This is a genomic window from Paenibacillus sp. FSL H8-0283, from assembly GCF_045040675.1.
GTDB lineage: Bacteria > Bacillota > Bacilli > Paenibacillales > Paenibacillaceae > Paenibacillus > Paenibacillus amylolyticus.
The window spans coordinates 1,887,018-1,900,192 of record NZ_CP150295.1 but is presented as its reverse complement, the minus strand read 5'-3'; the positions used below and the strand labels follow the sequence as shown (position 1 = coordinate 1,900,192).

General features: G+C 43.4%; 18 protein-coding genes and 1 riboswitch. All 18 genes read right to left on the bottom strand.

The window, feature by feature from the left end; all coding sequences use genetic code 11:
- Window positions 1-42: 42 nt before the first annotated feature.
- Window positions 43-480: a GNAT family N-acetyltransferase gene (locus MHI52_RS08730; protein ID WP_405158873.1), complete on the bottom strand. Its 438-nt coding sequence runs from the start codon at window positions 478-480 to the stop codon at window positions 43-45.
- A gap of 40 nt (window positions 481-520) precedes the next feature.
- A complete protein-coding gene (locus MHI52_RS08725) occupies window positions 521-946 on the bottom strand; it encodes a GNAT family N-acetyltransferase (RefSeq protein WP_339286248.1) in 426 nt (141 codons plus the stop codon).
- A 16-nt stretch (window positions 947-962) separates the two neighbouring features.
- Window positions 963-1,493 carry a CDP-diacylglycerol--glycerol-3-phosphate 3-phosphatidyltransferase gene (gene pgsA, locus MHI52_RS08720; RefSeq protein WP_036610288.1) on the bottom strand — a complete coding sequence of 177 codons (531 nt, stop codon included), beginning with the start codon at window positions 1,491-1,493 and terminating at the stop codon, window positions 963-965.
- Window positions 1,493-2,038 carry a ClbS/DfsB family four-helix bundle protein gene (locus MHI52_RS08715; protein WP_076252537.1) on the bottom strand — a complete coding sequence of 182 codons (546 nt, stop codon included), beginning with the start codon at window positions 2,036-2,038 and terminating at the stop codon, window positions 1,493-1,495. Before MHI52_RS08715 ends, pgsA begins: the two co-directional genes overlap by 1 nt.
- Window positions 2,039-2,237: 199 nt before the next feature.
- Window positions 2,238-4,163, bottom strand: coding sequence for an FtsX-like permease family protein (locus tag MHI52_RS08710; protein WP_405158872.1), 1,926 nt, complete (start codon window positions 4,161-4,163; stop codon window positions 2,238-2,240).
- On the bottom strand, window positions 4,160-4,915 hold the full coding sequence (locus MHI52_RS08705; RefSeq protein ID WP_036669625.1) for an ABC transporter ATP-binding protein: 756 nt from the start codon (window positions 4,913-4,915) through the stop codon (window positions 4,160-4,162). Before MHI52_RS08705 ends, MHI52_RS08710 begins: the two co-directional genes overlap by 4 nt.
- 116 nt (window positions 4,916-5,031) lie before the next feature.
- Entirely contained in the window at window positions 5,032-6,036 is a 1,005-nt protein-coding gene (locus MHI52_RS08700) for a sensor histidine kinase (protein ID WP_405158871.1), read from the bottom strand.
- Window positions 6,033-6,722 (bottom strand): response regulator transcription factor, encoded by a 690-nt coding sequence (locus MHI52_RS08695; RefSeq protein ID WP_036610298.1) that lies wholly within the window; start codon window positions 6,720-6,722, stop codon window positions 6,033-6,035. The genes MHI52_RS08700 and MHI52_RS08695 overlap by 4 nt, the downstream gene beginning before the upstream one ends.
- 189 nt (window positions 6,723-6,911) lie before the next feature.
- Window positions 6,912-7,676 (bottom strand): SDR family NAD(P)-dependent oxidoreductase, encoded by a 765-nt coding sequence (locus MHI52_RS08690; RefSeq protein ID WP_036610299.1) that lies wholly within the window; start codon window positions 7,674-7,676, stop codon window positions 6,912-6,914.
- A 49-nt stretch (window positions 7,677-7,725) separates the two neighbouring features.
- A complete protein-coding gene (locus MHI52_RS08685; protein ID WP_036610302.1) occupies window positions 7,726-8,472 on the bottom strand; it encodes a bifunctional 2-polyprenyl-6-hydroxyphenol methylase/3-demethylubiquinol 3-O-methyltransferase UbiG in 747 nt (248 codons plus the stop codon).
- Window positions 8,473-8,663: 191 nt separating this feature from the next.
- The gene (locus MHI52_RS08680) at window positions 8,664-9,047 is read right to left on the bottom strand and encodes a VOC family protein (RefSeq protein WP_076327101.1); all 384 of its coding nucleotides are present in this window, start codon (window positions 9,045-9,047) and stop codon (window positions 8,664-8,666) included.
- A gap of 175 nt (window positions 9,048-9,222) precedes the next feature.
- Entirely contained in the window at window positions 9,223-9,696 is a 474-nt protein-coding gene (locus tag MHI52_RS08675) for a GNAT family N-acetyltransferase (RefSeq protein ID WP_340983051.1), read from the bottom strand.
- Between the two features lie 4 nt (window positions 9,697-9,700).
- Window positions 9,701-10,309: a DJ-1/PfpI family protein gene (locus tag MHI52_RS08670; protein ID WP_405158870.1), complete on the bottom strand. Its 609-nt coding sequence runs from the start codon at window positions 10,307-10,309 to the stop codon at window positions 9,701-9,703.
- A 60-nt stretch (window positions 10,310-10,369) separates the two neighbouring features.
- Window positions 10,370-10,451, bottom strand: a riboswitch (ZMP/ZTP riboswitch).
- A 50-nt stretch (window positions 10,452-10,501) separates the two neighbouring features.
- Window positions 10,502-11,017: a GNAT family N-acetyltransferase gene (locus tag MHI52_RS08665; RefSeq protein ID WP_017689739.1), complete on the bottom strand. Its 516-nt coding sequence runs from the start codon at window positions 11,015-11,017 to the stop codon at window positions 10,502-10,504.
- Window positions 11,018-11,050: 33 nt separating this feature from the next.
- On the bottom strand, window positions 11,051-11,575 hold the full coding sequence (locus MHI52_RS08660; RefSeq protein WP_036610311.1) for a YfiT family bacillithiol transferase: 525 nt from the start codon (window positions 11,573-11,575) through the stop codon (window positions 11,051-11,053).
- 47 nt (window positions 11,576-11,622) lie between these two features.
- Complete coding sequence (locus tag MHI52_RS08655) at window positions 11,623-12,162, bottom strand: GNAT family N-acetyltransferase (RefSeq protein WP_076318702.1); 540 nt, start codon at window positions 12,160-12,162, stop codon at window positions 11,623-11,625.
- A gap of 8 nt (window positions 12,163-12,170) precedes the next feature.
- A complete protein-coding gene (locus MHI52_RS08650; protein ID WP_405158869.1) occupies window positions 12,171-12,710 on the bottom strand; it encodes a hypothetical protein in 540 nt (179 codons plus the stop codon).
- 21 nt (window positions 12,711-12,731) lie between these two features.
- On the bottom strand, window positions 12,732-13,172 hold the full coding sequence (locus MHI52_RS08645) for a hypothetical protein (RefSeq protein WP_339286234.1): 441 nt from the start codon (window positions 13,170-13,172) through the stop codon (window positions 12,732-12,734).
- Between the last annotated feature and the right edge of the window lie 3 nt (window positions 13,173-13,175).

Sequence of the window (13,175 nt, the reverse complement as noted above, 5' to 3'; positions counted from 1 at the left end):
AAAGAGAGAGAGCCACTGCCTCTCTCTTTTATGCGTCTTTAGTTAAAGATGCTTCCGGTAACCCTGAACCTTCTCATCCTTGAAACCTAACTTCTCATAAAATATATGCGCTTCCTTACGCTGATCGCCAGACACCAGAATCATGTAACCACAACCCATATCTTTTGCAACCCGCTCAATCTGGAGCATTAACCTCTGCCCAATGCCCTGCCTGCGTACCTGATCCGATACAATCACATTCTCCACAACCATGAACGGTTTGCATGGCCCTACCAGATCCATACACTCAACCCCCATAACGGACCCAACCAGTTTGCCATTGTAAAATGCCCCAAGCACATGATAATGGCCATTCTGCTGTATGTAATGAAACATCTTTTTCATCTGCTGTTCATTGGTAGGCATTCCCATCAACTCATGGTATAGCTGGCTTAGTGCCGGTAAATCTTCAAGTTCGATTCCTTTAATGGTAACCATCATAACCCTCCTGATTTTTCCTATTTCGCATGCTTTGTCTGTCTTAAGTGAGGTCTTTTTTAAAATAATAATGACTGTGTCCAGTCGGTGCATTCTCGATCGTTGTGATCAATTGGTAGCCATGTTTCTTGTAAAATTCCGGTGCTTGATAGGAGAAGGTGTTCAACATGACAAAATCACAAGATTTCTCTCGCGCAATTCGCTCAACTTCAAGTAACAACTGTGAACCATATCCCCGATGCCGTTGTTCAGAATCCACCCAAAGAATATCAACCTCCAGCCAGTTCCAGCAAAGTGTACTAAGCACACCTGCAACAATCTCGCCAGTCTCATTTTTGATATTGAAATTCAGTTCTTCGTACCGATGCCTTAATTCCTCACTCACATGTGCAGCATTAAATGCGATAAGTTGCTCGCGAACATACTCTGAATCTTGCTCGGTACTTGGGATTATATTTCCTTTAGACATCTCCTAATTACTCCTTTTATCTCAACAGTTTATAATTTACGATAATGTAATTCATTCCGGATAAGAGAGTAACGCCTGTTGCAACCCATAGTAATGCCACATCCACTCTGATATCAGTCAACAAACTAAACGGAACATTATTCAACAAAATGGCAATGATCGCTGCCACCTGAAGCACCATTTTGATCTTACCATATCGATCCGCTGCAAGAGCAATACCCTGTTCTGTGGCTACCATTCGCAATGCAGTAATGACAATTTCACGTCCTATAATGATTACAGCAATCCATGAACTGATCATATTCTCCTGAACCATCATGACCAGCGCTACCGCAATCAACAGTTTATCCGCCAGTGGATCAAGCAACTTTCCCAGATTCGTGATTTGGTTATATTTCCTCGCCACATATCCATCCAATTTATCCGTACCTGCCGCTACTGCAAATATAATTAGTGCAATCATCACGCTTTGCTGATTGAGAAAACAGATCATAAACAATGGAATCAACGCGATTCTAGCCAACGTGATTTTATTTGCCAGATTCATTAGACATCTATTCTCCCCTCATCCATGTTGGCTAAGTGACCTTTTTTCCATTTACGTAATCGGGTCCGAAAGGATTTAAAAGGAGCTACCGAATTAATCTGGATCCACTTCACCATAGCCCATCCGGGCTTAGTCCCCGTCCACTGTCTTATCCCTTGTACAAATAATTCCTCTTCGCTCAGCGAGGCAATCCAGTTCTGCCATTGTTGTTCTGTCTCCCGAAACAATGAGCGTAACTCCTCCAGCGTATAGCCTGAATACTTTTCGTAAAATGATTCATTTAATTGCCCCAGTTGGTTCCATTTATACCCTGGTGCAGGCATATGACATTCATGTCCCAACTGTTCATTTCTCTCCCACTCCATCACCAGGTTCATCCATCCTAACTGGTAGGCGATCATCTGGGCAGGCGTCTTGTCCACACCTTCAACCCACTTATCTTTGTCGCTGTTATGGATGTCATTGAACTCACCCTCAAACAATTCATAGGTGCGTCGAATCGTCTCACTTAACTCTTTCTTCGAGGCATATAGAACTCCAGGCACGCTACTCCACTCCTCCTCGTTTCACCGTTATACATGAATCAGAAGCATGGACTCTATCATCATTTCGACTCAATTCCATAATCATCCTTTTTTTCATAAAGCTATATTTATTTCTGCAAGAAAAAGGGCAGTCTGTAAACAATACAGCTGCCCTTTACTCAACCTATTTTGCTATATCAGCATACTCGTGATCCCAATTCTACAAAGCTTCCTTAATCACCCGTTTATAGTACCACACAGACAACAGACCAAAGATCGAATATAACAATGTATAGACTATCATGACAATGACCGTAGGTGTCGCCAGCTCCGTACCAAAGAAAAACCAACCTGATTTCACGGCAAAGTAACTATGACTCAGCCCCACCATAAGCGGAATACCAAAGTTAAACAACTGCTTGATCTGAATTCCACGCAACAGATTGCCTTGTGTAAATCCGAGTTTTCGCAGAATGGTATAATTGTCCTTCTCCTCTTCACTCTCGTTCATTTGTTTAAAGTACAGGATACATCCCGATGTAATCAAGAACGTCAAACCAAGGAAACCAACAATGAACATAATTAAGCCCATATTATTACGTTGGTTATTTCTGAACTCAATCTGGGAGAAGCTCGGTGCTTCCAACTGTAGCTCCTTATATACGGCATATGCCTCTTCAGCCTGCCCCTCATTCAGAATACGTACACCATAGTAATCCGCCCACTCGGATTTTTGCAGCTCGGGATCGAGATCCTGCCGCAACTGCTGGTATACCGTTTCATCTACTACCGCTACAGGCGTGCCCCCAGAATAGTATCCAGGAAGAACCCCCTTTTGGGTGGTTCCGATCAGTTGTTGGTCTAGCGTTCGCTTCAATCCATGCAAGACAATTGGACCTGTCTCCTGAATGGAAATCAACTGCTGAATGGCTTTTCCGTATCCCATGAAGACCGCTTCGCCTGGTTGCAGATCAATGTTATCTACCATATTGTCACTCAACACACTACTGAACAGGTACTTTTCCGTCATGGACTCATCCATCACTTTATGAGCATCAATTTCAATATAAATGGGCTGTCTATGCTTCTCTTCATATGGAATCTGTTTGTGTTCCAAATCCGTTACAAAGCGATTTTTCACCTCAACCTGAGCAAATGAAAAATCCTCCGGCAAGCTTTCTTTCGCCTGAGTTTCTGCGGAATAATACGAAATGTAACTGAGTGACAGCATGCCAATAGCAAGCGCCGACACGGTTGTAATAATTGTAAGCAGCAATGCGTTGGATTTCATGCGGAACATGATTGAAGATAAAGACAACACCTCATGAATGGATAGGTAGCCGTTTTTGCTTTTGCGAATCAGATTAAAGATAAAACTTACCGAACCCTTATAGAACAGGTATGTCCCCAGTATGACCGAGAAGAGAATCAGGATCATCGTATACATCAACTGCTGCATATCCATTGCCTCACCGCTGAACAGCCGTGCAGACATGAAGTATCCATACACAATCAGAGCAATGCCCAAGACGCCAACAATCATCTGTCCGACAGACATCTTCTGCACCTGCTGCTCCGAAGTGGCAGACACCCGAAAGAGTGAGAGAATACTCTGCCCCTTGATAAAGATGTAGTTCATCAGCATGATGAGCAAATACATTATCGTAAAGACAATCACCGTTTGCATCAGTGCCATCGGAGAGAAATACAGTTTCGTAATCGCATCCACACCGAGAATTTTGAACAATATCATCAATACCAGCTTGGACGCAAGAAACCCAATTAACACACCAATAGCCATGGAGCCAAAATAAAGGATACTGTTCTCCGCACTCAAAATACCAAAAATTCTGCCTTTTGTCAGTCCGATCAATTGAAATAATCCAATTTCTTTGCTACGCCGCTTGATAAAGATCGTATTGGCATAGAGCAAAAAAATGCCGACAATAAAGATTAATAATACCGAAGATGCGCCTATAGCCGCCGCACCTTTTGTTGAAGCAGCCACCTCATCCATGGAAGGATCATACTGTAACGTCACAAAGGAAAAATACAAGGCCACACTGAACACAAGCGCAAATACATAGAGATAATAATTCTTCAGATTTTTCCTGAGATTGCGGAAGATAATATAATTCAAGCTCATTGCTGCACACCACCCAATACGCCCTGGGTTTTGATAATATCGTTGAAGAACGATTGCCGTGACTCGTCTCCTTTATTCAACTGGGTGTAGATCTGACCGTCTCGAATAAAGATCACTCTGCTGCAATAACTTGCGGCAACCGGATCATGGGTAACCATAATAATAGTCGCTTTTCGTGCGCTGTTCATATCACTTAACTTGCCGAGAAGATCCGAAGCGGACTTGGAATCCAGCGCTCCTGTCGGCTCATCCGCAAAAATGATACTCGGCTCGTGGACAAATGCTCGTGCTGCCGAAGTCCGCTGCTTCTGACCCCCTGAAATCTCAGATGGATACTTGTCTTTCAATTCGTAGATTCCCAGTTCACGTGCGATCTGTTCAAACTTCTGGTGTGCCTCCTGCTTTGGAATGCTCGTAATCGAGAGCGGTAATAATACATTTTCCTTCACCGTAAGGGTATCCAGCAGATTATATTCCTGAAAAATAAAGCCCAAATGATGTTTGCGGAACTCAGCCAGCTGTTTCTCCTTCATTCCGGTGAATTCCTTGCCCTCAATATCAATCGTGCCCTGGCTCACCCGATCAATGGAGGAAAGTACATTAAGCAGCGTTGTTTTACCCGAACCCGAAGGCCCCATAATACCAACAAACTCTCCCTTGCTTACCCCAAGATCAATTCCCTTCAGCACTTCCTGTTTATTTAATTTATTACCATAGACTTTATGAATTTTTTTGGCTTCCAGTATCCACATATCCCGCTCACTCCTCTTAGATCTTCTGCAAAATGCTCGTGTCTATATCATAATCGGAATGTGCAATGTTATCGTGTGATTCACCGAACAAAACCAAAAAGCATGTGACATTGTTGTCACACGCCTGCAAGATGCACCATGTCGTTTTTTCGCGGAAAAGTAAGTGTGACGGTTGTGCCCTCGCCAAGAGAAGATTCTACATGAATGTTCACATGAAGCGTCTGGACCACCTGACGAACCAGATACAGCCCCATCCCGGTAGCCGCCCCATCCATTCTGCCTCGGGTGGACGTAAATCCTTTATCAAATATACGCGGTAGATCTTGAGTCTCAATCCCTCGCCCGTGATCCTGAATCATGAGTATGATGTGTCCATCCTGTTCCCAACTTTCAATGAGGATGTCCGATGAATCGCTATATTTCACCGCATTGCTCAACAACTGCCGGAGGATGAAGCCTAACCATTTGCTGTCTGTGAGCACGCGCGATACCATTAAAGACACATCAAAGCCAATGCCTTTGGAAATGCACCACGATTTCAACGCTCGTATCTCGCTATTCAATACTGGTTCAAGTTCCGTCTCTTCGATGAACAGATCATTATGCATAAACGGAATACGCTTCTGATGAAGCTGCTGATCCAGCAACTGATGAATTCGTAACCATTCATATGTCATTTGGCTCTGTAACTTGTCATCTGGCAAGCGCTCGATCATCAGTTGCAACGCTGTCAGTGGGGTCTTCACCTCATGAATCCAGGACAACATCTCGTCCTTCTCCTGTTCCAGAGCGATAAAATGATGTGACGACTCCTTACGATACCGCTGTGTCTGGGAACTGACGGCCTCATGTACAAGCTGCTCATATGGACTTTCGGCGATATCAAGTTCTCCCAGATCATAGGTATGATCCCAGATGCTCAACTTTTTATAGAAACGGGTCTCTTTCAGGTATCTCGCCCAGATAAAAACAAGGCATACCACTACATTCAGTCCTACGATATACACCACAGATTGGAATGGAATGGACGAGTCCAGGTAGGTCACCAATAAAATAATAAGTTGCATGCTTACCAGTAGCCATAACCAACTAGCCCTTTCTCGTATGTACTTTCCGATCATGCTTCTGCCTCTTCCGTTGCCATGTACCCCTGACCTACTTTGGTTTCAATGTACCGCTCCAAGCCGATGGGTTCAAGTTTCTTCCGTAACCGATTAACGTTAACCGTCAGCGTATTGTCACTCACGAAATGCTCATGATCCCACAAGCTCCGGATGAGATCCTCACGGGTAACAATCTGATTTTTATGCTCGACCAGCACTTTAAGAATGAACATCTCATTTTTGGTCAACAGGACAGATTCATCCCCGCAGGTCAGTGTATTTTTCACATACTCAATAGTGGCACCGCGCCAGGTTCGAAGTTCAATATGCTCTGTATTATAGTTATACACCCTCCGCAAAGTCGCTTGGATCTTGGCAATCAATACATCGAAATGAAAAGGCTTCTGGATAAAATCGTCTGCCCCCAAATGCATGGACATAACCATATCCGCAGGATGATCCCGTGAGGACAAAAAGATAATCGGCACATTGGAGTGCGAACGAATGATCCGGCACCAATGGAACCCGTCATATTGGGGTAACTGAATATCTATAATGACCAGTTGCGGCTGAATTACGCTGTACTCCTGCAATACCTTTCCAAAATCCTGCACACCATACACGTCATACGACCATTGGGACAATCGTTCCTTGATTTCACTGAATAACGACTCGTCGTCTTCAATGAGCATAATTTTAAACAAGAGACTTCACCACGTTTCTGATCTTCTAAGGTTGAATAAGGTAATTAGACTCCGTTGTTGCAGGATCACCTTTACCGTTACGAATCGTTCTTCCGATCGCTGATTCCAGTGTACAGGGAAGTTGGGCTTATATCAAAAGGTATCCATACTTCGTAAGAAAACGAGCTGAAAGAAGTATCGTATATCATATTAGCTCTCAACAGTGTGTATAACATGGCTTGAATCACTATTTTCGTCCATCCGCTCGATCAACTGCATCGCTACGTCTCGTGGCGATCTTAATTGTCCTGCTTCATATACTTGATTGAACATACCTGCAAGAGCGAACTCCTCTGCACTTTTGCCTCGTGCAACAGCCTGCAATTCCGTATCGACCATCCCCGGATCAAAAGCAATAATCTCAACAGGGTTCTGTTGGCCCGTTTGCTCCAAAGATACGCATTGGGTGAACATGTTCATCCCAGCCTTCGATGTACAGTACACTGCCATTGAAGGCGCGGGATAACTTCCTGAACCAGATGAGAGATTGACAATTTTACGTCTGGCGGACAGATGATTTGTTTGTTGAATAAAAGAGGAACTTAATATCATTGGTGCTGCGAGGCTGATGTTAAGACTCTGACTTATCTCTGCCGCACTGCATTGATCGATAGGTTTTAGAGGCTCCAGCATCGCTGCATTATTAATGAGTCCAATGAATTCAGCTTCCTGAGAAGGTATTTGGTCCAATATGCGTGTAATCAAATCATCGATCCCATTCAGGTCGGCAAGATCATACTGAACATGGCGGTAACGCCCGCTCCATTCCTCGCTTGATTCCAACAGATCCGAACCCCCGCGTGAAATACCGTAAACGTAATCCCCCTTAGCCAATAATAACTCTGCAAGTTGTAAACCGATCCCTTTGGATGTGCCTGTAATAATAAAGTGTCTTTTTCCTGTTTCTGTTCCCATTCCGATACCACTCCTCCTCTATTTTCAATGCATGTTTATTTCACTATTCTTACGAGTTTTTCTTTCTCCACAACGTGGCCCAGAGAAAAGGTACACCAAAATACGGTTCATGTTGCTCCAGCGACTTCATTGCACGGAACTCCACACATTCAAAGCCATCTTCCAGCATGTAGCGAAGCTTCTCCTCCGTGAACGCAAGACCACCGCGCATCGACTTCTCTTGATACACCTGCCAATCATTCATAACGATCTCAGGCCCACCAATATCGCCAAAACCTGGAGCAAAACAAGTCATTCCAAAGTATCCTCCAGGCCGGAGTGCATTGTGGATCATCTCTATGTAGGGAATGCGCTGATGTGGCAACAGATGGTGCAGACAACCCGAGTCGTAGACAAGATCATATTCTTGCTCTGGGGATAATTCGAACACAGATCGACATTCAAAATGCACGTCCAGTTGCTCCTCTGCCGCCCTCTCTTTAGCCCAAGCAATAGCTGTCTCCGAAAGATCATAAGCATCTACCTGATATCCTTGGCGGGTTAAATACAACGCATTTCTGCCCGGGCCACACCCCAGTTCCAGTGCCTTACCGCCGCTCAGCACACCTTCGTTCACATGCGCTACCAGATTCTCATCCGGTTTGTTTGGGAAAAAGGGGATTGGTCTGTTCCGATCCTCATAGAAAGGTTCCCAAAACTGCTTGGCAGATCTGAAATCCGCATCGAGCATATCATATAGATCCTGTACACTTTTAATCGTCTTTTCCACAACCACATTCCTCCTTAACTGCTCCATTCAAACCTTCATTTTCGACTATTCATTCCTCGGCATTTTCGTTAAATCAGCCACACTCTATTATAACATTTTTACCCAGTAGTTCTCTATTTTTCTTGCGTTTTTCTACTCCAAAACATAAGCTTTTTCCCAACAAAAAAACGACCGACATGAATGTCGATCGTTTTTTTGTTGGGGTTTTGTGTTGTAACTTACTTCGCCCGTTCCAAAACTGCAAAGTAATTCCCTTCGTTATCAGCAAAGTTGAAGACACGCCCCGTTGGCATCTCGACAATCTCTCCCACCGTTACATGTTTACCAGCCAAGTCGGCATATAACTGATCCAGATTTTCGGTGAAGAACATTAACGAAGGTGTGCCCAGATTTACACCCGCCGACATCCGTTCAACGAACTCTTTGTCATGGAGTATAATGCTTGTCTGCGAGTCTGCGGTAGGCGCAATCTCAATCCATCTCATGCCCTCGTCAAGGTTTACTTCATCCACAATGTGGAATCCTGCAACTTCCGTCCAAAATGCCAGTGATTCATCCTGATTGTTGACATACAACATAATCTGGCCGACTTTGCTAAACATGCATCATTCACTCCTCTGATCATCTAATCTCTTAACATCCTGCTTATCATTCCTCAAATTCCAATAGAGTATAACATGCAGGACAGCTTTTTGATCATCTTTCTTTGCAAGTCCATGCAACTTAAACTGAAGTACACTTTTATGCTTCCACTTCAATTAGTTTTTTGAAGTTTCCTTATAATGTTTTAACAAGTGAAAGTCTATGAAACCCCGAGGTATAATAGTTCATATCAACACCTTCTTTTTGAAAATTCATTCGTTCATAAAATAGGAGCGCTGCTTCATTTTCTTCATGATCAAGTGTGTAAAGCATGACATCACCACTGCCGAATTCAGCTATTTTTATACATATTTTTGTAATTAGTCCACGTGCTACTCCCTGTCGAAGGTGTGATTTGCATGTAACAACGCCAACGATTTCATATCGGTTAACAGTAGGATGAAAGATATAACCAGCATGACCTATGACAACATCTGCTTCGTCAACCATGACATAATAAGCACTGATACGTTCATCCGTCATTTTTAAAAATAAATCCCAGCGCGCAGGATACTGATCGCGTATAAACGAAGGGAATTGAAAATCATGATCCGTCATCATTTTCAGCACTGCTGGCTGATCAATCGCTTGAAAAAGGCGAATAGTCATCTTTTTATCCCCTACCCTTAGTGTGCATATAGACATCTTTTAAGTTACCAGCTTCATAATATGGATACTCTAGTTTTTGTTGAACTTGAAGGACGATCTCCGTAGACGTTAACATTTCGACCAAGTATAGTCCCAGGTCAATGGAAGCCGTAACCCCCGCACCCGTTACCGTATTACCATCACGCACTACACGCTCTGAGATCACTTCTGCACAATAAGGATTCAATAAATCATAAGCAGATTTGTTGGTAGTAGCCCTTTTTCCATTCAGGAAACCTGCTGCCCCCAATAGTAAAGCCCCGGTACAAATAGATATTTTATAAGTGACATTTTCTGCCGTTCGGACCCATCGCATAAAATCCTCATCAAATCGAAGCGTTCTAGTTGATAATCCACCAGGAAAAAATACTAGATCAAAATCCCCTAGATGAGGTAATACTGCATCGGATTTCATTTTCAGCCCGCGGTCATCTGAAATTTCCTCCTTATCTGCGCAGAATGTCCATGATACGTTTTCCTTTACTTTCAGAATCGCTAGCCAAGTCACTGCTTCATAAAATCCAGCTAAATCCATGCTTGTCATTCCATCAAATAAAACAAACGCCATTTTCATTGCCGCCACCAGTCCTTTCGTTCCCTGAATAATAAATAAAGTGTTTGATCAAAAGATCAAACACTTTGCCCAGGCGTACGGCATATAATATATGTGCTCCCTCGTGGTTCACTCCACGTTTACGCCAGTCACACATAACAGATATTTACAACTAATATACATGACATCTTTCATATTGTATATATTATGAAATTATTGCGTGGCTTTTAACTTCTTCGTAAGATAAAGTACAACATCGTCGTCCATAATCGTTTCTTCACCCGGCTGAATGTAATGATCATGTTTGTGTACACCGTGACCGTCTGGTATGTACCCGCGATGGGCATATAGAACTTGCGCTTTGCCATAATCGGAAAACACACCTACACCAATGCCTGCTACATCCGTTCGTTCCAGAATAACTTCCTCTGCTCGGTCCATCAACCGTGAACCAATACCTTGGCGCTGGAACTTCATTAGTACATTAAAATCGTTAATTTCGGGAATGCCTTGTTCCCTGAAAGACGGGTAGCTGGAATTCCACAATACATTCACGTATCCGGCAAATTCTCCATTCAACTCGGCTACCAAGGTTACGCGTTCCCCATTCTGTTGTTCAGCCAAGTAATGAAGATACTGCTCAGGGGATCTCCCCCAACCCTGCTCCTGAAACGCCTTTGATATGATTACAGGATCGTTCTCATTTAATAGTCTGATATGTACACTCATTGATGAATCCTCCTTAAAAGATATTTCTAATAGCTATATTCCCAATCTATCCCGAAGCGATGTGATGTGAGCAACATGGTGTTTGCCGTGCCAAGCATACATGCCCAGATTGTAATCCAGTCTTGTCGTTTCTTCCGATGAGGGATGATAAAATTGTTTGGCATAATCTGCATCTGTCAGCGCGTTTAACAGAAACACCCAACGACGATGGAGGGCATCCAGAATCTGAAGCGAGAATTCGACATCCAGGTCTCTTGAATCACTCAGTTCAGCCCAGCGCTCTTCATAATAAGGCCGAATCGTTGGTGTATCCTCTGTCAGCGCCAACTTGAAACGAATCATACTGTTCATATGGCTGTCTGCCATGTGGTGAATAACCTGTTTGAGCATCCATCCACCTTCTCGATACGGTAGACTTAATTGCTCTTCACTCAATCCCTTTACCGCTTCTCGTGCGCGTTCAGGCAACTCAGCAATGTCCTGAATCCACTTCTCCCGTTGTGCCAAAGTAACTTCACCCGTGTGTACAAATGGTCCTATCGGAAATCTTTCATCCATCCATTATTCCTCCTTGTTTACATGATTTAAATAACTTTAAGCAGGATCTACAGGGCATATTCCATAAGCCAACAGTCTCGCATCTGTCCTTCGTGCTGCTCATGTTTCTCCAACAGCTTAATCTTTTGGAAACCACATTTCTCATAACAGGATATCGCTCGCAAGTTCCAGGATTGAGGGTCCATAACCACTTTACGGGCTTGTTTTTCATTAATCAGATAAGCCAGCATGGATTGCATCAACTGTGTACCAATGCCTTTATTCCAGTATTCTACCTCACCAATAAACTGATCCGTTCCATAGATGATCTCATCCGTGTCTCCATAACCATACTCCGTTCGTTCTTCTTCCTCAAGCTCATAGAACTGAATGTATCCAATCGGATGTCCTCCATACTCAACGATACAACGAGTAGCATCATCTTTTTGATTGTAAAAATGCTCTCTCACCTGTTCCAGATCATGCGGCCGATCACGCCCTTCATAGTATTGAAGAACTTCCAGGTCTGACAGCCACTTCACCAGATGTTGTTCATCTTCTGTGTCCAAGAAACGTACAGTGATTTCATTCGATTCATATACATTCATCATTCTGATTACTCCTTATTGATCTCCAGATTCTCACTCGTAACCCAACTCAGATCCTTCCCTAACAAATGCTCGTTGTGAACATAATACACCATGGGATTCTCAAGCGGCTGAGTCGTTCCATCCAAAGATCTGAGCGTTAACCGCAACTTGTAACTCCCTATCTCATCAGGTATCGCAAATCCTATCAGGTTATCAGCTGATTTCATGGTTTTCCCCTGTGCCTTCAGATACTTTTCCAGAATGACTTGATCAAGATAGGAGCTGCCAACAGACGAAGGCATGTACCACGCATCATCTTGTTCTTCAGTGAATGTGACCCCTTCCCATCCAGGGATAACGGGATACACCATATGTTGATCCTTGTCTTCTCTTTTTCGCGTTATCTCTAACTCTACCTCAACTACATCCGTATCAATCTGCCTGATTGTGCCTGCCATCACAACATCCTGGGCACTCACACTTGGAATAACATAGCTGTATATGAGCAGAGTCACCAAGAGAATTATCGTTACTCCCGTAATCCAAAATATTGTATTTTTACGCATCTGTCTGATCCTCCCGTCTAATTAATCATACTTCTGGAGTAGCTCCTTCTCTGTTAAAGATTGAGTTAACCTATCCAACTCAGGTGATGCCGTCCAATCACTGGATGTATTCAATCCATGCTTGATGGTATGTATCGCGCTATGTGCAGACATGTATATATTATGATGGATTCCAGGTTGGACAATGATGTGCTCTCCCGCACGTATCACTCGAATCGAAAACATCTGATCGTCTCCATAACTGGCATACGCAATCCATCCGGTTTGCACCACATAAAACTCCGTTAGATTGATATGTACATGACTGTTTTGCCATGCTCCGTGGGAAGATGCAACGGTTCTACAATAGTAACTGCCATCTTCTGTTATCATTTTATATTTCTGTTCCCCGTTAGCCATCTGCTCAAAGCTGGTTTTAACACCCGTTTCACCATATTTCTGTTCTGAAAATTCTGTGTTCAATCG

Excerpts from the sequence above, each read along its gene's own strand:
- MHI52_RS08705 (WP_036669625.1), bottom strand. The coding sequence starts at position 4,915 with ATGTGGATACTGGAAGCCAAAAAAATTCATAAAGTCTATGGTAATAAA.
- pgsA (WP_036610288.1), bottom strand. The coding sequence starts at position 1,493 with ATGAATCTGGCAAATAAAATCACGTTGGCTAGAATCGCGTTGATTCCA.
- MHI52_RS08675 (WP_340983051.1), bottom strand. The coding sequence starts at position 9,696 with ATGACTATTCGCCTTTTTCAAGCGATTGATCAGCCAGCAGTGCTGAAA.
- MHI52_RS08680 (WP_076327101.1), bottom strand. The coding sequence starts at position 9,047 with ATGTTTAGCAAAGTCGGCCAGATTATGTTGTATGTCAACAATCAGGAT.
- MHI52_RS08685 (WP_036610302.1), bottom strand. The coding sequence starts at position 8,472 with ATGGAGCAGTTAAGGAGGAATGTGGTTGTGGAAAAGACGATTAAAAGT.
- MHI52_RS08690 (WP_036610299.1), bottom strand. The coding sequence starts at position 7,676 with ATGGGAACAGAAACAGGAAAAAGACACTTTATTATTACAGGCACATCC.
- MHI52_RS08660 (WP_036610311.1), bottom strand. The coding sequence starts at position 11,575 with ATGGATGAAAGATTTCCGATAGGACCATTTGTACACACGGGTGAAGTT.
- MHI52_RS08710 (WP_405158872.1), bottom strand. The coding sequence starts at position 4,163 with ATGAGCTTGAATTATATTATCTTCCGCAATCTCAGGAAAAATCTGAAG.
- MHI52_RS08700 (WP_405158871.1), bottom strand. The coding sequence starts at position 6,036 with ATGATCGGAAAGTACATACGAGAAAGGGCTAGTTGGTTATGGCTACTG.
- MHI52_RS08730 (WP_405158873.1), bottom strand. The coding sequence starts at position 480 with ATGATGGTTACCATTAAAGGAATCGAACTTGAAGATTTACCGGCACTA.
- MHI52_RS08650 (WP_405158869.1), bottom strand. The coding sequence starts at position 12,710 with ATGCGTAAAAATACAATATTTTGGATTACGGGAGTAACGATAATTCTC.
- MHI52_RS08665 (WP_017689739.1), bottom strand. The coding sequence starts at position 11,017 with ATGAGTGTACATATCAGACTATTAAATGAGAACGATCCTGTAATCATA.
- MHI52_RS08670 (WP_405158870.1), bottom strand. The coding sequence starts at position 10,309 with ATGAAAATGGCGTTTGTTTTATTTGATGGAATGACAAGCATGGATTTA.
- MHI52_RS08655 (WP_076318702.1), bottom strand. The coding sequence starts at position 12,162 with ATGAATGTATATGAATCGAATGAAATCACTGTACGTTTCTTGGACACA.
- MHI52_RS08725 (WP_339286248.1), bottom strand. The coding sequence starts at position 946 with ATGTCTAAAGGAAATATAATCCCAAGTACCGAGCAAGATTCAGAGTAT.